This is a genomic window from Mycolicibacterium sp. XJ879, from assembly GCF_053483935.1.
In genome coordinates, this window is the sequence record NZ_JBEFTH010000004.1 from 432,391 (window position 1) to 451,159 (window position 18,769).

An 18,769-nucleotide genomic window follows, 5' to 3' on the forward strand; every position below is an offset into this window, starting at 1 on the left:
CGATGGAGCGCAATTTCGCACGGTACCGGGCTGTCGGGCACCGGGTGGTCACCGGATTCTTAGAGCCTGAGGTCCTGTTGCTGCTCGACGGGTTGAACTCAGCGCAGCGCGCCAAACAGGTGTCGGGCGCGGTGGCCGAAATCGGCGTGCACCACGGCAAGCTGTTCATCGGGTTGCGGTTGCTGCAGCGTCCCGGGGAGAAGTCGGTCGCCATCGACATCTTCGGCGATCAGGACCTCAACGTCGACGGATCCGGACACGGCGACCTGACCAAGTTCGTCAACAACGTGAACCTGTGGTCGTCGATGGACGACGTCGTGATCCACCAGGGTGATTCGACGAAGCTGTCGCCGCAGACGCTGCGGGACCTGGCCGGCGGCAACATCCGGTTTTTCAGCGTGGACGGCGGCCACACCGACGAGATCGTGTACTCCGACATGAAACTCGCCGAGGCCACGCTCGCCGACGGCGGCATCGTCATCGCCGACGACGTGTTCAACCAGCAGTGGCCCGGCGTCGCGGTCGGCACGCTGCGCTACCTGCAGGACTCCGGTGGGATGGCCCCGTTTTTGATCGGGTTCAACAAGGTCTTCTTCGCCCAGCCCGACTACTGCGGGCTGTACCGGGCCGAGGTGGAGTCCGCGGTCGGTGGCAAGCTGCGCCTGGCGACCGGCGCGTCGGTGTTCGCCGGGCACGACGTGGGCCTGGTCGCCCCGCGGGGTCCGGTGGATCTGCTGCGGCGCAGCGCGATCATCCGGTCGCTGTATCACCGCACGTACCGTGAAATGGTGCGCGGCCTGCAGATCGTCTCGGGTCGCGGCGGATCGGCCCACTGAGCATGACGCCGTCCCGCACGGGTAAAGTTACCCGCGAGTAGCAAGGAGTCTGTGATGGCGATTGGCAACCCGTCTTTCGACACTTTCATGCTGTCCGACGAGCACAACGAGCTGCGGTCGGTGCTTCGTGACCTGTGCGAGAAAGCGATCGCACCGCACGCCGCAGACGTCGACGAGAAAGCGCGCTACACCGATGAGGCGCTGGCGGCGCTGACCGGTTCGGGGATGGCGGCCATCCACATCCCCGAAGAGTACGGCGGCCAAGGCGGTGATTCGGTGGCGGCGTGCATCGTCATCGAAGAGGTGGCGCGGGTGTGCGCGTCCTCGTCGCTGATCCCGATCTGCAACAAGCTGGGCACGATGGGTTTGCTGCTGCGCGGCAGCGAGGAACTCAAGAAGCAGGTGCTGCCGTCGATCGCCGCCGGCGATGCGGTCGCCTCCTACGCCCTGTCCGAACGTGAGGCGGGCAGCGACGCGGCGTCGATGCGGACGCGGGCGCGCCGCGAGGGCGACGAGTGGGTGCTCAACGGCGCCAAGTGCTGGATCTCCAACGGCGGCCAATCGACGTGGTACACGGTGATGGCGGTGACAGATCCGGACAAGGGCGCCAACGGCATCTCGGCGTTCGTCATCCATAAGGACGATCCCGGGTTCTCGGTGGGCGCCAAGGAAAAGAAGATGGGCATCAAGGGATCGCCCACTACCGAACTGTATTTCGAGGATTGCCGGATCCCCGCCGACCGGATCATCGGCGATGAGGGCACCGGTTTCAAGACGGCGCTGGCCACCTTGGACCACACTCGCCCGACGATCGGGGCCCAAGCCGTCGGCATCGCCCAGGGCGCACTGGACGCCTCCATCGAATACGTCAAGGAGCGCAAGCAGTTCGGCAAGCGCATCGCCGACTTCCAGGCGGTGCAGTTCATGCTGGCCGATATGGCGATGAAGATCGAGGCGGCCCGGCTGATGGTCTACACCGCCGCAGCGCGCGCCGAACGTGGTGAGCCCAACCTCGGGTTCATCTCCTCGGCGTCGAAATGTTTTGCCTCCGACGTCGCGATGGAGGTCACTACCGACGCGGTCCAGTTGTTCGGCGGCTACGGCTACACCACCGACTTCCCCGTCGAACGAATGATGCGCGACGCCAAGATCACCCAGATCTACGAGGGCACCAACCAGATTCAGCGCGTGGTGATGTCCCGCGCCCTGCTGAAGTAGGTGTGGGCGCCCTCGCTCTCAGACGTACTCGATGAAGGTGGCCATTCCCGCCTCGAGGTGATACGTGTTGTGGCAGTGGGTGATCCACCGACCGGGGTTGTCCGTGTCGAAGTCGATCTCGACGGTGCGCAGCGGCGCCACCAGCACGGTGTCCTTGCGGGCCAACGGAGTCGAGCCGGGACCCATCACCTGGAACGTGTGCCCGTGTAAGTGCATCGGGTGAAACATCTTCGACTCGTTGACGTAGCGGATGCGCACCCGCTGGCCGGGGCGCACCGGGTAACCGTCGTTGGGCGGATCGTATTGCCTGCCGTTGATCGTCCAGTTGTAGCCGTTCACCGGCCCGGCCAGGCGCATGTCGATGCTCTGGTCGACGGGGCCACCGGGCAGGTTCAGGTCGGGCGGGGCGCTCAGCGTCGCGGTGTCCAGCGGGGCCTGCATGCGCAGCGCGGCGACGTAGTCGTCGGTGTTGACGGCGCTCGCTGCGCCGCCGACGCGCATGTTCAATTGCGCGTAGCCGTCTTTGCGGTACGCCGCCGCGATCACCGGCACCGACGCCTGCAGCGTGACGATCGCATCGACCCGCTCACCCATTCCGAGGATCACCGAGTCGGTGTCGACCGGCTCCACCGCGAACCCGTCGGTGGCGATCACGTGCAGCCGGTGGTTGGGCACCCCGACCTGAAATGCCGTGTCCGAGCCCGCGTTGATGACCCGCAGCCGGATACGTTGCCCGGCACGGTAGTCCACGACCTGCGGATCGGTGGTGACCCGCCCGTTGATGAGGTAGTACGGGTAAGTGACGTCGCCGCCGTCGTCGCCGAGCGGCGTCGACGGCGTGATGCCCGCGTCGGGCAGTTCCGGCATCGCGGGCATCCCCGCCTTCCTCAGCTCGGCCAGCACCTGGTCCGGGTCGCGGCCGGTGCCGTCGACCCAATCATCAAGTACCACAACGAGTTCGTCGTCGTAGTCGGCGCCGTCGGCGGGGTCTTCGACAACCAAGGGGCCGTAGAGGCCACGGTCGAGTTGTGTGCCTTCGTGGGAGTGATACCAGTAGGTGCCGGCATCGGGCACGACGAACTCGTAGGTGAAGTCACCGCCGGGCGCCACCGCGGGCTGGGTCAGCACCGGCACGCCGTCCATGTCGTTGGGGATCGCCAGGCCGTGCCAGTGGATGGTGGTGGGAGCGGGCAGCTTATTGGTCAGTTGCGCGCGCAGCCGCTCGCCCTTGCGCAGGCGGATCTCCGGGCCCGGCAGCCGGTCACCGTACGCCCAGGTCCGCACCTGAACGCCGCCGAGGTCGACGTCGGTCTGCACAGGTGTGAACGCGATATCGAAGCCTGGCGTGGCTGCCGCCTCCTGGGCCGCCGCCGGCTCGGCGGTACGCGTCGAGCACGCGCCGACCACACCGGCCGCCAAGCCGGCCGACAGCACGAGAAAGCCGCGCCTGTCGAGCACGGGTCCAGCGTGGCACCACAACGCGGCCGTCGCTTGCGAAATCGCAAATTAATCGGCCCGTCAGCCTCTGGTGACCTTCTCCATCTGTTTGCGCCGCTCGAGCGCAGCGGGATCCGGGTTGGCCACCTGCACCAGGGACGCGCCCACCGCGAACGGCGCCAGCAGGTGTTCGATGAGCGCGTCGGCGGTGTCCCAGGACGCGCTGGAAAGCACCCGGTCCTGCGCGGTCAATCCTTGTGCATCCGCCGACGTCCGGGCGTCGGCGAGCACGTCGGCGACCGAGTGGCCGTCCAACGCCGGACCCGGGCTGGGCTCGGGGACGATCTGGTCGCCGTGCACCCGCACCGCGGTGGCGTAATCGGTCACGCCGATCGGAAGGTCATCGACCGGCTTACCGAACGGGTCCAGTGACAGCACCGCGACCTCGCCGACTCCGACGGCAGCGTCCGCGTCGGACAGCCGGTCCTCGGTGCACAGCGCGACGTCGGCCTCGCCTGCCCCCAACACCACTTCCGCGCCGATCCACCAGATCCCGAACAGCACCGCGGCGCTCTGCCAGTGCGCGGGCAACAAGACCGCGACCCGGCTGCCCAGTCCAGCGCCCAGCTCGTCGCGCAACAAATTGCCGGTCTTGGCGGCCCAATTAACCAGTGTGGCCGTTGACAATTCGATGCGCTCACCGGTGGCGTCGTCGTAGTAGGTGATGCGCGGACCCGCCGGGTCGGCCGCCATCAGCGGATCCAGGATGGCCGAACTGACCGTCGACACGGCTAGTTGACGCACTGCGGGTCGTCGGAGCCCGCGGTGATGATCTGCGGCGGGGGCGGGGTGCCGTCGGTCGAGGCGGTCGATCCGACGGCGAGCGCGTCGACCGAGGTCAGCGTCGGGTCGGTGCCGTCCAGACCCGAACCGGGGCCGGTGTAATCGTCGGCCAACACCACCCGCACCGTGCCGGGCGGCACCGAGCGGTCTTCGACGACCGCAAGCCCACCCAGATCGGCGGCGACCGCCTGGGCGCCGAGGTCGTCGGCGGCGGCGGCCTGCACCTGGCTGCTGGACACCGCCTCGCCTTCGTGGTTCCCGGTGATGCCGCGGGCGAATCCCTTGTTGGCCAGCACTTGTGACACCGCGGCGGCCAACCCGTTGACATCGGTGGCGTTGAGCACGTCGACGGTGGTCTTGTCCGGTGTGTACGCCAGCTCTTCGGTCTTGCCTTCGTCCTGTTCGGTCAGCAGGCCGGCCACCCACTCCTTGACCGCGGCCGGATCCACCCGGACCACACTCTGCATACCGTCGTCGCTCCAGCCGTTCTCCTGCAGCCATGGGATGGTCGCGAACGCGACGTTACCGGCGGCGAGGTTCTGTAGATGCTGGGCGAATTCCATGACGTCCCAACCGTCGGACAACACGACCGAACGCTGGACGGCCTCCTGTAACCGGTTCAGCGTCGCGGGGCTGGACAGTGTCTTACCGGAGATCACCTTGTGGGCGAGCGAGGCCATCACCGCCTGCTGGCGGGTGACCCGGTCGAGGTCACCGCGCGGGAGATCGTGGCGCTGCCGGACAAAGCTCAACGCCTGTGGGCCGTTGAGCGTCTGCCAGCCCTCCGGGAAGTCGGCACCCGAAAGCGGTTCGTACACCGCTTCTTTCAAGCACACCTCGACACCGCCGAGGGCATCGGTGATCAGCGAGAAGCCCAGCAGCCCGATCTCGGCGTAGTGGTCGACGGTGACACCGGTCAGGTTTGCGACGGTTTTGATCAGCGCCTCGCGGCCGGCTTCGGCGGCCATCGGCTCGGCCACGGCCGGATCCATGCCCTTTTCTTCGACGAGGTCCTTCATCCGCTCCAGGTGGACCGAGCCGTACACGCCGTTGATCTTCATCTTGGCCACCCCGGGCGCCTCCACGTACGAGTCGCGGGGGATCGAGATCGCCGTGGCGGACTTACCGTTGTTGGGCACCCGCACCAAGATGATCGTATCGGTGTTGGTGGCCTCATCATCGCCGGCCCGCAGCATTGCCAGTTCTTCCTGCGACAACGGGTTGCCGTGGGCGTCGGTGCGGCTGTCCATGCCGACCAGCAGGATGTCGATCGCGCCGTCCTCGCCGCCCCCGCCGAGCGCGACCGGGGAGATCTGGTTGATACCGGCTTCAAACGAGCGAATCTTGCCCCAGGCGGCGCCCGTGCTGATCAAGACCAACAGCGCCGCCGACACGGCGATGACACGAATCGTGCGCGCGGGCATCAGCCCAGGCTACGTGCGCATCGCCCAGATCCCGGGTAGCGCGCGTCGGCGTGCCAGAGTCGTGACCTCGGCTCAGCGCAACTCGGCCCCACTCGCTAGCTGCGGCGGCGACGCCGCGTGGGGCGGCGTCCTGGCAGGTCAGCGCCGCTCGGCGGGCGATGTGGTGGCGCCGACGGCGCCGCGGTGTGACATCGGCGACAGCGCGGCCCGTCGGGGCGGCGACGCGCTGACTTCGACGCGCGGTCGGGCACGGTTAACCTCTACGCCGTGAGTGACGAACTGGCAGGAGTCGCGTGAGCGACAATTTGGTGGTCGTCACGGTGACGTATTCACCGGGACCCCACCTCGACCGGTTTCTGGCGTCGCTGGCGCATGCCACCGACCGGCCGGTGACGGTCATCATGGCCGACAACGGCTCCACCGACGGTGCTCCCGAAGAAGCGCTGCAGCGCTACCCCAACGTGCGCCTGCTGCCCACCGGCGCCAACCTCGGCTACGGCAGCGCGGTGAACCGTGCCGTCAGCGAGTATCTGAAAGGTACTGCGGCGGCGTCGGACTGCTCCGACCTTTTTGTGGTCGCCAACCCCGACGTGCAATGGGGTCCGCGCAGCATCGACATCCTGCTGGAGGCCGCGGCGCGGTGGCCGCGCGCCGGTGCGCTTGGCCCGCTGATCCGCGACCCCGACGGCTCGGTGTACCCCTCGGCACGCCACCAACCGAGCCTGATCCGCGGCGGCATGCACGCGGTCGTCGGCCCGGTGTGGCGGTCGAACCCGTGGACGGCCGCCTATCGCCAGGAGCGGCTCGAGCCCAGCGAACGCCCGGTCGGTTGGCTGTCGGGCTCGTGCCTGTTGCTGAGGAAAGCGGCATTCGACGAGATCTCGGGCTTCGACGAGCGCTATTTCATGTACATGGAGGACGTCGACCTGGGTGATCGCCTCGGCCGGGCCGGCTGGCATAACGTCTACGTGCCGGCCGCCGAGGTTTTGCACGACAAGGGCCACGCGGCCGGCCGGGACCCGGCCCGCAACTTGGCCGCCCACCACACCAGCACCTACACTTTTCTCGCGGATCGGTATCCGAAGTGGTGGCAGAGTCCGCTGCGGTGGACCATCAGGGGGGCCCTCGCGGCGCGTGGGGGGTTGGTGGTACGCAATTCTCAGCGCAACCGCGGGAAAGGACGGCGTTAGCGTGAATCCGGCAGAGGTAGACGCCGTCGTACTGGTCGGTGGGCTCGGCACGCGGCTGCGGCCGCTGACGCTCTCGGCGCCCAAGCCGATGTTGCCCACGGCAGGCCTGCCGTTTCTGACCCACCTGTTGTCCCGGATCGCCGACGCCGGCATCGAACACGTCGTGCTGGGCACCTCATACAAGGCCGCGGTCTTCGAGACCGCGTTCGGCGACGGCTCCAAGCTGGGCCTGCAGATCGATTACGTCGTCGAAGATGAACCGTTGGGCACCGGGGGCGGCATCGCCAACGTGGCGTCGAAGCTGCGCCATGACACCGCGCTGGTGTTCAACGGCGACGTGCTGTCGGGCGCGGATCTGCGCGCGCTGCTGGACAGCCACGAAGAGAACAACGCCGACGTCACCCTGCACCTGGTGCGTGTCGGTGATCCCCGCGCGTTCGGCTGCGTGCCGACCGACGCCGACGGACGGGTCACCGCGTTTTTGGAGAAGACGCAGGATCCGCCGACCGATCAGATCAACGCCGGCTGCTATGTGTTCAAACGTGAGGTGATCGAGCGCATCCCGAAGGGGCGGGCGCTTTCGGTGGAGCGGGAAGTCTTTCCCGGGCTGTTGGCGGACGGCCTGCGGGTGTGCGGTTACGTCGACGCCACCTACTGGCGCGACATGGGCACCCCCGAGGACTTCGTGCGCGGCTCGGCCGACCTGGTGCGCGGCATCGCCCCGTCGCCCGCCCTCGGCGCGCCCCGCGGCGAAGACCTCGTGCACGACGGCGCGAGCGTGGCCCCCGGCGCGCTGCTGATCGGCGGCACGGTCGTGGGCCGCGGCGCGGAGATCGCCGGCGGCGCCCGTCTCGACGGTGCGGTGATCTTCGACGGCGCCAAGGTCGGCGCAGGTGCGGTGATCGAACGCTCGATCATCGGCTTCGGCGCCCGCATCGGCCCCCGGGCGCTGATCCGTGACGGCGTGATCGGCGACGGCGCCGACATCGGTGCGCGCTGCGAGTTGTTGCGCGGCGCGCGGGTGTGGCCGGGGGTTGCGATCCCCGACGGCGGCATCCGCTTCTCCACCGACGTCTAGAACATGCGATTTCGGCGCGCTAACGCCCCGTGACGGTACGTTTTCGCGCCGAAGTCACCAATTGCGTCAGGCCGAAGTCGCAGTCGACGGGCAGCGCGTCCAACGGCCACCAGCGCAGATCCAACGACTCGTCGCTACAAGCGATTTCGGCGCCCGCCGGCGCGTGCACGACGAACTGCATGTCGAGGTGATGCGTCGGCACACCCAACGAACACGTCACCGGGTGCACGTGCAGCGCGGCCAGTGCGGGGTCGATCTGCAGCCCGTCGATGCCGGACTCCTCGGCGGCCTCCCGCAGCGCGGCGGCCACGATCGTGGAATCGGAGGGCTCACAGTGTCCACCCAGTTGCAGCCAGCGGCCGACCCGCGGATGCAGGGTCAGCAGCGCATGGGTTTTGGTGTGGTCGAGCACCAGCGCCGATCCGGTGATGTGGCCGGGCACGCACTCGCGTAGGCAACCGTCCGGCCGCGCGGCCAGAAACGCCAGCACCGCGTGGCGCAGCGTGTCCTGGCCGGGATCGGGCGCGTGCCAACGTTTCAGAGTTTCGACCGCCGAAGCATGCAGGCTCACTTGCGCACCAGCAGAGCGTCGGTGGGTACCAAATCACGGGGTGCGACAGCGGCCAAGCCTTCTTCCGGGTACCCGATCGCGATGGCGCCCAACGGGTCCCAATCCTCTGGTAGGTCGAGCGCGTCGCGCACCAGGTCGGCCGCGAAGATCGTCGAACCGATCCAGCAACTACCCACCCCGCGCACCGCGAGCGCGACCAGCAGCCCCTGCACCGCCGCTCCGACCGCGACGGTGAACATAGTGTGTTCGGCCGCCGTGCGCGCGGCATCTGGATAGCTGTGCGCACCGTCGGGAACCAGAAACGGGATCACGACTTCGGGTGCGTCATACAGGATCTGGCCGCGGGCGACCCGGCGCTCGACGGCGTCCTCGGGTCGGCCGTCGGCGCGCAGGTCCTCGCGCCACTTGTCCTTCATCCGGTCCAACAGCGCAACCCGCCGGGCGCGGTCCTGCAACCAGACGAACCGCACCGGACGGGTGTGGTGGGGTGCCGGGGCGGTGAGTGCTTCGCCGACGGCGGCCTCGATGACGCCGGCGGCGACGGGTTCGTCGGTGAAGCGGCGCACCGACCGGCGTAGCAGCTGAGCCTGGGAGCGGCCGAGCGCGATCGCCTCCTCGGTGCCCAACCAGAACAGGTCTTCCTCGCCGGGCCGCAGCAGGGCGCGGGCGGTGGATGCGTCGTCGGGCAGCGACAACCCGCGCACCACCGCGACCGGAATATCGGTCAGCTTGCCCTTCACCAGATCGGCGGCTGCGGCGATTTCGTCGGCGACCGCGATCTCGGTGACGATCAGGTCGTTGCCGTGCCGGTCCCGCGACCCGGCGTAGCCGTGTAGCACGGTGAGGCCCGCGGCGCCGATCGCGGCATCAATCTGGCCGTTGCGCCATGCCCGGCCCATGGTGTCGGTGACCACGACGCCGACGGTGACACCGAGGCGGTCACGCAGTTCGGTGCGCAGGGCCGCCGCGCTGCCGTCGGGGTCGACGGGTAGCAGCGCCAACTCGGTCGACCCGACGTTGGAGCCGTCCACGCCGGCGGCCGCCTGGACGAGCCCCAACGCGTTCTCGGTGATCAGGGTGCGCCCCTTGCGGGCCAGGACCCGCACGGCCTCGGTATCGATCAGCTTGCGGCGCAACGCATCACGCTCGTCGGGGTCAGACGGTGCTGCGACGATACGGCCTTCGCACTTGGAGATCACCTTGCTGGTGACGACGACGACGTCGTTATCGCGCAACCAGGGTGCCGCCGTCGCGATCGCCGCCGCCAGGTTGTCACCGGGCCGGAACTGCGGCAGCCCCAGCACGGGGAGCAGTTCGACGGCGGCTGCCGATCCGTGTTCGGTCACGGTTTCACACCGGCCAGATCCAGCCCGGCACGCACCATTTCGGCTGTGGTCGCCGGATCCTTCATCAGCAGCGGCACCGCCCGCACCTCGACGCCGTCGATCGCGGCGGAGTCACCTTCGTGCACCAGCCAGCCGTCGAGGATGCCGACTCCCGAACGGGCGCCGTAGTGTTGGCCGATCGCCTCGGAGGTGCTCTGCACCCCGATCACCGACAGGCATTCGTCGGCCATGCCGCGCAACGGTTTCCCGCCGATGACGGGCGAGTAGCCGATCACCCGCGCCGGGGTGGAGCGCAGTGCGGCGCGGATGCCGGGTACGGCCAGGATCGCGCCGATGCTGACCACCGGGTTGGACGGCGCCAGCAGCACGACGTCCGCCGTCGCAATCGCCTCGGCGACACCCGGGCCGGCGGTGGCGGCATCGGCGCCGACGAACGCGAAACTGTGCGTGGGCACCTGCGCGCGGTAGCGCACCCACCACTCCTGAAAGTGAATGGCGCGCTTCTCGCCGTCGCTGGGATCGGTGATGACAACGTGGGTTTCGCTGCGGTCGTCGGTCACCGGCAGCAGACGCGCTCCGGGTGACCACCGCTTGCACAGCGCCTCGGTGACTTGAGACAGCGGATAACCGGCCCGCAGCATCTGGGTGCGCACCAGATGGGTGGCCAGGTCGCGATCGCCCAACCCGAACCAGTCCGGCTGTACGCCGTAGGCGGCGAGTTCCTCCTTGGCGTGCCAGGTTTCGTTGCGATGGCCCCAGCCGCGGTCCGGGTCGATGCCGCCGCCGAGGGTGTACATGCAGGTGTCGAGGTCCGGGCAGATCCGCACACCGAACATCCATGCGTCGTCTCCGATGTTGACGATCGCCGTCAACTCGTTGGTCGAGTCGTCACCGAACTGGCCCAGCCCGAGAAGATGCTGCACGCCTAACAGGAACCGCGCACCGCCGACCCCGCCGACCAGAACCGTGACCTTCACATCGAACGAGAGTAGGCCGTCGCGGCCGAGGCGGTTCGCGCAGGAGCACTGCAATGGGGCGGGTGTGACAGACACGCCGATCAACGACTCGCCGAGAATCGGTCACGGAATGGTATGAATTTCTGTTCCAACGCTTGACCGCAGCATCTAACGCGTGTGTAATCACAGCAGTGTCATTTCGCGGTTGGCCTGCCGGTTCCGGTGTCGCAGACCGAGATTCGATCACTTGTTCGAATGGGATGGCCACATCTCAACAGCGAGGCTCCATTTCTAGGGATCTACGAGATCAGGTGAGGAGGCGGGAAGATGTCTTTTGAGCAAGGCCATTTCGATCGTGTGGTTCCGTTCGATGACCGACTGTTCGGCTCAGTAGGCAGCGCGCCGCACACCAATATCGGACCGGCACCGGCTGCGATACCCACGCGTCCGCAATTGAGTCTGGTGCCCGACCCAATCGATGTTGCGCCGCCATTGACTCCCGAAGACGACCTCTGGCAAGAGCGCGCACTGTGTGCTCAAACCGATCCGGAGGCGTTCTTTCCGGAGAAGGGCGGCTCGACGCGGGAGGCGAAGCGCATCTGCCAGGGCTGCGAGGTGAAGGACGCCTGCCTCGATTACGCGCTGGCCAACGATGAACGCTTCGGCATCTGGGGCGGGCTCTCCGAGCGCGAGCGCCGCCGCCTCAAACGCGGCATCATCTAGTCCGCGCGCTCTACTCGTCGTCGATCGTCGGGTCGATGACAGAAGGTTCGACCCCCAGGTAGGTGGCCACCTGAGCCACCAGAATTTCATGCAACAAATCGCCGAGTTCGACGGTGTCGTTGGCCCGTCGCTCGATCGGCTTGCGAAACAGCACAATTCGGGCCCGAGTGGCATTACCCCGCACGTCCACCCCCGCCGGTATCAACCGCGCCAGCGCGATCGGCCCGTCCGCAACCACCTCGGGTGGCCACTGCATGGTGTCGGGATCCTTCAGCGAGATCCGCGGTATCTCGTCGACCGCCACGTCGAGCGCGGACAGCCGCTCATGCCAGCGCCGCTCGATGGGTTCGTAGGCCTCCAGCACCGCCATGTCGAATCGCTCGGCGCGGCTGCGCCAGCCGGGCACGGTTGGGGGAAGCAGCGGCCCGCGCATCTCCCGGCCGCGGCGCGATCGCATACGTGCCCGTTCGGCCACGGACACGATCGTAACGGTTGGAGATCGGCCGTCCTGGTACTGCGCGTGTCCAGCAGCTTGCCGGGTGCGTCCGCGATAGCCTTCCGTGCGTGAACGTTCCCCGTCGCTGCTGCCGGCCCGGGTGCCCTCACTATGCGGTCGCGACGCTGACCTTCGTCTACTCCGACTCGACCGCGGTGGTGGGTCCGCTCGCCACGGTGTCTGAGCCGCACTCGTGGGACCTGTGCGTGGTGCACGCCGGCCGGATCACCGCGCCGCGTGGCTGGGAGCTGGTGCGCCATGCCGGACCGCTGCCGTCGCACCCTGACGAAGACGATCTGGTCGCGTTGGCCGAGGCGGTCCGTGAGGGACGCGACGTCGCACCTCCGGTCAACGGCGTCGCCGCCAGCTTTTCCGACCCGACCACTCCGACGCCCGGTGGCATGCTGGTGGCACCGCCGACGAAGCGGCCTGCATCCAACGGACGCCGACGGGGCCACCTGCGGGTGTTACCCGACCCGACCGATTGAGTCACAGCGAAGCCGGCCGGGCCCGGAGTAGCGGCCGTGCAGGCGGCGTCTGACGGCTAGGCTGGCGCCAGTAGTCCACGTCACAAGGAGCTATATGTCTCGGCCCGCCGCGGCGGTTCATCGCGTCATCAAGGCCTATGACGTGCGTGGCTTGGTTGGTGAGGAACTCGACGACGCGTTCGTCGCCGACGTCGGCGGTGCGTTCGCGCGGCTGGTTCGCGACAGAGAATCTCAGGCAGCGCAGGTGGTGGTCGGCCACGATATGCGGGCCAGCTCACCGGCGCTGGCTGCCGCCTTCGCCGAGGGTGTGATGGCCCAAGGTCTCGACGTCGTACGGATCGGGCTGGCGTCGACAGATCAGCTCTATTTCGCTTCGGGCCTGCTGGATTGTCCCGGCGCCATGTTCACCGCGAGCCACAACCCAGCCGCCTACAACGGCATCAAGCTGTGCCGGGCCGGTGCCAAACCCGTCGGCAAGGACACCGGGCTCTCGACCATCAGCGAAGAGGTCATCGCGGGCGTCCCAGGCCATGGCGGCTCGCGCGGCACGATCAGCGACCGCGATGTGCTCGCCGACTACGGCGAGTTCCTGCGGTCGCTGGTGAACCTGACCGATCTGCGTGCGCTAAAGGTTGCCGTGGACGCGGGCAACGGGATGGCAGGCCACACCACGCCCGCGGTGCTCGGCCCGATCGCGGCGGTCACCCTCGAACCGATGTACTTCGAGCTCGACGGCACGTTCCCTAACCACGAGGCCAACCCGCTGGACCCGGCCAACCTGCTCGACCTGCAGGCCCATGTGGTCGAGTCCGGCGCCGATATCGGGCTGGCCTTCGACGGGGACGCCGACCGGTGTTTCGTCGTTGACGAGCGGGGCCGTCCGGTATCGCCGTCGGCGGTGACCGCGCTGGTCGCCGCGCGCGAACTGGGCCGCGAGATCGGCGCGACGGTGATCCACAACTTGATCACCTCGCGGGCGGTGCCCGAACTGGTCGCCGAGCGTGGCGGTACACCGGTGCGCTCACGGGTCGGGCACTCCTATATCAAGGCGTTGATGGCCGACACCGGCGCCATCTTCGGCGGCGAGCACTCCGCGCACTATTATTTCCGCGACTTCTGGGGCGCGGACTCCGGCATGCTCGCCGCGCTGCACGTGCTGGCGGCGCTCGGCGAGGCGGACCGGCCGCTGTCGGAGCTGATGGCCGACTACCAGCGCTACGAGGCCAGCGGCGAGATCAACTTCACGGTCACCGACGCCGAGGCGTGTGTGGTGGAGGTGCTCAAGGCGTTCGGCCCGCAGATCCAATCGATCGACCACCTCGACGGCGTGACCGTCGACCTGGGCGACGGGAGCTGGTTCAACCTGCGCATGTCCAACACCGAGCCGTTGCTACGGCTCAACGTGGAGGCCCGCACCGTCGAGGAGATCGACACGATCGTCGGGCAGGTCTCCCGGACCGTGAACGCTCAAATGCCCGAGGAGTCAGGGGCCGTCACGTGAACGCGACCCGTGCCGCCGTCGACCTCGACGATGTGGACGGTTTGCTGGCCGCTGACCGTGACGGTTTGCTGCGCGGAGCGTCGATGGCCGGTGCCCAGGTGCGCGCCACCGCCGCCGCACTCGCCGAGGGCGAACTGGATGGCCTGCGCGCCGAACAATCACCCCGCACCCTGATCTGGCTGGCCGATCGCGGCAACGCCCAGACGGCCGGGTCGCTGGTTGCGGCCGCGGTCGGCGGGTCGGTGACCGCGCCGATCGTCGTCGCGGCGGAGGTACCGCCCTGGATCGGCGCGTTGGACGTGCTCGTCGTCGCCGGCGACGACGCCGGTGACCCCGTGCTGGTGTCGGCGGCGGCCACCGCGTTGCATCGCGGCGCCCGGGTCGTGGTGGTGGCGCCCTTCGAGGGCCCGCTGCGCGACGTGGTCGCGGGCCGCGCCGTCGCGCTGGCGCCACGGGTGTGGGTGCCCGAGGAGTTCAGCCTGGTGCGGTACCTGGCCGCCGGGTTGGCGATCCTGTCCGTCGTGCAGCCGAGCATGCGGTTCGATCTCGACGCGTTGGCCGACGAACTCGACGCCGAGGCGTTCCGCAACAGCGCCGCCCATGAGCTGTTCACCAATCCCGCCAAGACGCTGGCCGACCGCATGGCCGACCGGCAGGTGGTGTTGGCCGGTGACACTCCGGCGACGCTGGCGTTGGCGCGGCACGCGGCGGCGGTGATGTTGCGTGTCGCGCACCGGGTGGTCGCGGCGGCCGGCCTGGCCGATGCGGTCGCCGCGCTGCGCGCCGGGTTCGGTGGTGCGCCCGGCGTCGACCGGTTGTTCCATGACGAAGAGATCGACGGCGCGCTGCCCGAGCGGGTGCGTACCTTGGCGCTGACCACCGACGCCGAACGGCAGGTGGTGGTGGCGCGGGTGAGCGGGCTCGACGGCGTCGACGTGCTCGACGCCGAGGACGTGCCGGAGGCGGCCACCGGCGAGGGCGTCCCGACCTCCGGCAACGGCCGCCCCGAACAACAATTGGCGATCCTGGCGGTGCGGCTGGAGATGACGGCCGTTTATCTGAAACTGGTTCGAGGTTAAGCAAGTGCACCTGCTACGTGGCGCGGTGCGGACCTATGCGTGGGGTTCGCGGACCGCGATTGCCGATTTCACTGGACGGCCAAGCCCCACAGCACATCCCGAAGCGGAGCTGTGGTTCGGGGCCCACCCGGGCGACCCGGCGTGGCTGCAGACCGACGACGGTGAGCGGTCGCTGCTGGAGACCCTGAGTGAAGATCCGGAAGGCCAACTGGGCGCGGCGGTGTGCAGCCGGTTCGGCGACAGCCTGCCGTTTCTGCTCAAGGTGCTCGCCGCCGACGAACCGCTGTCGCTGCAGGCGCATCCGAGCGCCGAGCAGGCGGTGGAGGGGTTCCACCGCGAGGAGCGGGCAGGCATTCCGATCTCGGCACCCAACCGCAACTACCGCGATCCCAGTCACAAACCCGAAATACTCGTCGCCCTAGGGCAATTCGAAGTGCTGGCCGGCTTCCGGCCGGCGGGGCGCACGGTCGAGTTGATGCGCGCGCTGGACGTCAGCGCCCTGGACCCGTTCATCAACCTGCTCGGCGGCCAATCCGACGCCGATGGTTTACGCGCCCTGTTCACCACCTGGATCACCGCGCCGCAGCCCGACATCGACGTGTTGGTGCCCGCGGTGCTCGACGGCGCCATCAATTACGTGCGCTCGGGCAAGCGCAAGTTCGCCGCCGAGGCCAAGACCCTGCTCGAGCTCGGGGAGCGCTATCCCGGCGACGCCGGCGTGCTGGCCTCGCTGCTGTTGAACCGGATCAGCCTGGCACCGGCCGAAGCCATCTACCTGCCCGCAGGCAACCTGCACGCCTACCTGGAGGGGGTGGGCGTCGAGGTGATGGCCAACTCCGACAACGTGCTGCGCGGCGGGCTGACCCCCAAACACGTCGACGTTCCCGAGCTGCTGCGGGTGCTCGACTTCACCCCCGCGGCCGATGTGGTCATCCGTCCCGAAATAGCCAGGGACAGCATGGAAGGCGGTATGGAGCTGGTCTATGACACGCCCGCACCGGAATTCGCGGTGTCGGTGCTGTGCATCGACGGCGACCAGCTCGGCCACGAGATCGACGCGCCGACCCGCAACGACGGTCCGCAGATCTTGTTGTGCACGGAGGGGTCAACGGTGGTGCACGCCAAGTCGGGCAAGGTGACGCTTCAACGCGGCTCGGCGGCGTGGGTGTCGGCCGACGACGGCCCGATCCGGTTGGTCGCCGCGGAGCCGACGAAGCTGTTCCGGTCCACCGTGGGAATCTGACGGGCTCAGTACTTGGCGTTGCGGCCAATCGGCAACACGTGCCTGACCGCGACCGCCACGGACCCGATAACCAGGCCGATCACCGCTGACGCTGCGGTGTTGACGAGCCAACTCGTCAGCGCGCCGATACCTTCGGCCGCGTGGCGGACGAACTCCTCGGCGTGGTGGACGAGCCCGTAGGGGGCATGCCAGCCGACCTCGTCGGTGCCGAGGAGAAGGATGTGTCCGCCCACCCACAGCATCGCCACCGTGCCGATCACCGACAGCGCGGCGAGCAGTTTGGGCATTCCGGCGACCAGTCCCCGGCCGATCTTCTGCGCGGCCGCCGAGGTCCGCTGCGTCAGGCTCAGCCCGACGTCGTCCATCTTCACGATGGCCGCGACGACGCCATAGACCGCGGCGGTGATGGCCAACGCGACCACCACCAGGATGATCAACCTGGGCCAGAACCGTTCGCCGGCGACCTCGTTGAGCGCGATCACCATGATCTCCGCGGACAGGATGAAGTCGGTGCGGATTGCGCCCGCGGTCATCTGCTTTTCGACATCACCGCCGACCGCCGTGGTTGGCACGGCGTGGGACTGGTGGCCCAGGATCTTGCCCCAGACCTTCTCCGCGCCCTCGTAGCACAGATACGTCGCGCCGATCATCAGCAGCGGTGTCAGCAGCCAGGGCAGGAACTCGCTGAGCAGCAGCGCGGCCGGCAGGATGAACAGCAGTTTGTTGCGCAGCGACCCGATCGCGATGCGCTTGATCATCGGAAGTTCGCGGTCGGCGGTGATGCCGTGCACGTACTGCGGGGTCACCGCGGTGTCGTCGACCACCACACCGGCGGCCTTCGCGGTCGCGCGTCCGGCGGCGGCGCCGATGTCGTCGACCGATGCGGCCGCCAGCCGGGCCAGCGCCGCGACATCGTCGAGAAGCCCGAACAGCCCCGCGCTCATCGTGTTTCTCTCATCGCTTCGAAGATTACCGGCTCTTTGGCGGCCCGCTTCTGCGCCAGCCACAGCCGCATGTTGTGTCGGATCGTGCGGGCGACCAGGCGCGGCGAGGGCACCATGTAGAGGCTGTCGAGCAGGCTGAACCGGCGCAGGAACCATTCGGCCAGAACGGGATCCGTCTCGGCAGCACCGAGAAACTGGTCGAACAGCGAGCCCACCGGTTTGTACCACCACGGTGAGGGCCCGGCGGCCCGGTGCATGGTCAGGTCGCCGATGGCGTTCATGGTCCACACCGGAAACGTCGTCTTGGCGGTGGCGCGGAGGGTTTCGCGGACCACGTCGGCGCCCGGTGTCTCAAGGGCCCGCTTCAGATGACCGGCCTGAAGCGAGGTCATCGACATGCCCTGGCCGAACGTGGGATTGAAGCTCACTACGGCGTCGCCGAACGGCAGGATGCCGCCCGGTAGGCGCTGCAGTTTGTCGTAGCGGCGCCACCGGCTGGCCGGATATTTGTGGTGGGCGACGTCGTCCAGCGGGGTGCCGCGCCGTAGCGCGGACGCCACGTGGGCGGGCAGGATCTCGTCGGCCAACGCGCACATCTGCGCGAAGTCCTGCGGTGGCGCGACCTTGCCAACGCCGAACGTGGTGACGTTCCAGATGCCGTCCTCGTAAAGCAGCATGCCGATTCCCAGCGGCTGATCAGCCGACGCGCCCGCCACGACGACCTTCTCGCTGAGCAGGCCGTCGGGAACCCGGACGCGCTGGCTGGTGTAGGCGATGCCGACGAACACGACGTCCTCGCGGGGCCGCTCATAACCCCAGTTCTGCAGCCACACCGGTAATCGGGTACCGCGGCCGGTGGCGTCGACCACCAAATCGGCGGGCAGCACCGCGCCGGATTCCAAGTGCACCCCGGTCACCCGCTCGCTGCCGGGGTCGAAGCGCGGTTGGGTGACCGCCGCGTGGATCTTCTCGACGTTGTCGAGCGCCGAGACCCGTTTGCGGAGCTGCCATTCCAACTGCGGGCGGCTGGGCACGTAGGCGGTGAACTCGTTTCGCAGCCGATGCGCGGTGCCGAGCACATGACCGGCCGCGCCGAAGTGGATGCAGTCGGGCCGATTCTCCAGGATCGGCACACCCTCGGAGACCATGCCGTCGAGCAGTCCGGGGAAGTGGGTTTCGAACTCCTGGGCGCCACGCGCCATCAACAGATGCACATGCCTGCCCTGCGGGACGGCGGACCGGTTGGCGGGCGCATCGGGCAGTTCGTCGCGCTCACAGAGCGTCACCCGGTCATAGAAGTCCGACAACACCCGCGCCGCACACAGGCCGGCGATGCTGGCCCCGATGACAACCGCGTGTTCGGCAGTCCGCCCCATTGAGCAGAGGGTACTCGCTA

The 18,769-nt window shown here is 68.3% G+C and carries 18 protein-coding genes; 9 read left to right on the forward strand and 9 right to left on the reverse strand.

Annotation, left to right across the window (positions count from 1 at the left end):
- Positions 1-2: 2 nt before the first annotated feature.
- Together ABQF13_RS12640 and ABQF13_RS12645 are read left to right on the forward strand one after the other, a co-directional pair.
- Complete coding sequence (locus tag ABQF13_RS12640) at positions 3-836, forward strand: class I SAM-dependent methyltransferase (RefSeq protein WP_448393080.1); 834 nt, start codon at positions 3-5, stop codon at positions 834-836.
- A 54-nt stretch (positions 837-890) separates the two neighbouring features.
- Positions 891-2,054, forward strand: a complete 1,164-nt coding sequence (locus ABQF13_RS12645; protein WP_448393081.1) for an acyl-CoA dehydrogenase — start codon at positions 891-893, stop codon at positions 2,052-2,054.
- 18 nt (positions 2,055-2,072) lie between these two features.
- On the opposite strand, the gene ABQF13_RS12650 is transcribed toward ABQF13_RS12645, so the two are convergent.
- From ABQF13_RS12650 to ABQF13_RS12660, 3 genes are read right to left on the reverse strand one after another with little or no spacing between them, the layout of a single operon-like run.
- On the reverse strand, positions 2,073-3,512 hold the full coding sequence (locus ABQF13_RS12650; RefSeq protein ID WP_448393082.1) for a multicopper oxidase family protein: 1,440 nt from the start codon (positions 3,510-3,512) through the stop codon (positions 2,073-2,075).
- Positions 3,513-3,572: 60 nt separating this feature from the next.
- Entirely contained in the window at positions 3,573-4,280 is a 708-nt protein-coding gene (locus ABQF13_RS12655) for a TIGR03089 family protein (RefSeq protein WP_448393146.1), read from the reverse strand.
- Positions 4,281-4,282: 2 nt separating this feature from the next.
- Positions 4,283-5,758: an LCP family protein gene (locus ABQF13_RS12660; RefSeq protein WP_448393083.1), complete on the reverse strand. Its 1,476-nt coding sequence runs from the start codon at positions 5,756-5,758 to the stop codon at positions 4,283-4,285.
- Between the two features lie 293 nt (positions 5,759-6,051).
- On the opposite strand from ABQF13_RS12660, the gene ABQF13_RS12665 reads away from it, so the two are divergent.
- Entirely contained in the window at positions 6,052-6,948 is an 897-nt protein-coding gene (locus tag ABQF13_RS12665; RefSeq protein WP_448393084.1) for a glycosyltransferase family 2 protein, read from the forward strand.
- Position 6,949: 1 nt separating this feature from the next.
- Positions 6,950-8,026, forward strand: a complete 1,077-nt coding sequence (locus ABQF13_RS12670; RefSeq protein ID WP_448393085.1) for a mannose-1-phosphate guanylyltransferase ManB — start codon at positions 6,950-6,952, stop codon at positions 8,024-8,026.
- 19 nt (positions 8,027-8,045) lie between these two features.
- Here ABQF13_RS12670 and ABQF13_RS12675 read toward each other — a convergent pair whose 3' ends face one another.
- The 3 genes from ABQF13_RS12675 to cofD are packed head-to-tail and all read right to left on the reverse strand — an operon-like array spanning position 8,046 to position 10,920.
- Complete coding sequence (locus ABQF13_RS12675) at positions 8,046-8,597, reverse strand: NUDIX domain-containing protein (protein ID WP_448393086.1); 552 nt, start codon at positions 8,595-8,597, stop codon at positions 8,046-8,048.
- Positions 8,594-9,943, reverse strand: coding sequence for a coenzyme F420-0:L-glutamate ligase (locus tag ABQF13_RS12680; protein ID WP_448393087.1), 1,350 nt, complete (start codon positions 9,941-9,943; stop codon positions 8,594-8,596). The genes ABQF13_RS12675 and ABQF13_RS12680 overlap by 4 nt, the downstream gene beginning before the upstream one ends.
- A complete protein-coding gene (gene cofD / locus ABQF13_RS12685; protein ID WP_448393088.1) occupies positions 9,940-10,920 on the reverse strand; it encodes a 2-phospho-L-lactate transferase in 981 nt (326 codons plus the stop codon). The genes ABQF13_RS12680 and cofD overlap by 4 nt, the downstream gene beginning before the upstream one ends.
- 306 nt (positions 10,921-11,226) lie before the next feature.
- Between cofD and ABQF13_RS12690 the strand changes: the two genes are divergently transcribed.
- Positions 11,227-11,622: a WhiB family transcriptional regulator gene (locus ABQF13_RS12690; RefSeq protein WP_448393089.1), complete on the forward strand. Its 396-nt coding sequence runs from the start codon at positions 11,227-11,229 to the stop codon at positions 11,620-11,622.
- 10 nt (positions 11,623-11,632) lie between these two features.
- On the opposite strand, the gene ABQF13_RS12695 is transcribed toward ABQF13_RS12690, so the two are convergent.
- The gene (locus tag ABQF13_RS12695; protein WP_448393147.1) at positions 11,633-12,055 is read right to left on the reverse strand and encodes a metallopeptidase family protein; all 423 of its coding nucleotides are present in this window, start codon (positions 12,053-12,055) and stop codon (positions 11,633-11,635) included.
- Positions 12,056-12,186: 131 nt separating this feature from the next.
- Here ABQF13_RS12695 and ABQF13_RS12700 point away from each other — a divergent pair, with 131 nt between their 5' ends.
- The 4 genes from ABQF13_RS12700 (at position 12,187) to manA (ending at position 16,429) form a co-directional block, all read left to right on the forward strand.
- Entirely contained in the window at positions 12,187-12,606 is a 420-nt protein-coding gene (locus ABQF13_RS12700; protein ID WP_448393090.1) for a DUF3499 domain-containing protein, read from the forward strand.
- A gap of 94 nt (positions 12,607-12,700) precedes the next feature.
- On the forward strand, positions 12,701-14,107 hold the full coding sequence (locus tag ABQF13_RS12705) for a phosphomannomutase/phosphoglucomutase (protein WP_448393091.1): 1,407 nt from the start codon (positions 12,701-12,703) through the stop codon (positions 14,105-14,107).
- A complete protein-coding gene (locus ABQF13_RS12710; protein ID WP_448393092.1) occupies positions 14,104-15,186 on the forward strand; it encodes a TobH protein in 1,083 nt (360 codons plus the stop codon). The genes ABQF13_RS12705 and ABQF13_RS12710 overlap by 4 nt, the downstream gene beginning before the upstream one ends.
- Positions 15,187-15,190: 4 nt before the next feature.
- Positions 15,191-16,429, forward strand: coding sequence for a mannose-6-phosphate isomerase, class I (manA, locus tag ABQF13_RS12715; protein WP_448393093.1), 1,239 nt, complete (start codon positions 15,191-15,193; stop codon positions 16,427-16,429).
- 5 nt (positions 16,430-16,434) lie between these two features.
- On the opposite strand, the gene ABQF13_RS12720 is transcribed toward manA, so the two are convergent.
- Both ABQF13_RS12720 and ABQF13_RS12725 read right to left on the reverse strand, forming a co-directional pair.
- Positions 16,435-17,373, reverse strand: coding sequence for a DUF808 domain-containing protein (locus ABQF13_RS12720; RefSeq protein WP_448393094.1), 939 nt, complete (start codon positions 17,371-17,373; stop codon positions 16,435-16,437).
- Complete coding sequence (locus ABQF13_RS12725) at positions 17,370-18,749, reverse strand: FAD-dependent oxidoreductase (RefSeq protein WP_448393095.1); 1,380 nt, start codon at positions 18,747-18,749, stop codon at positions 17,370-17,372. Before ABQF13_RS12725 ends, ABQF13_RS12720 begins: the two co-directional genes overlap by 4 nt.
- Positions 18,750-18,769: the final 20 nt, after the last annotated feature.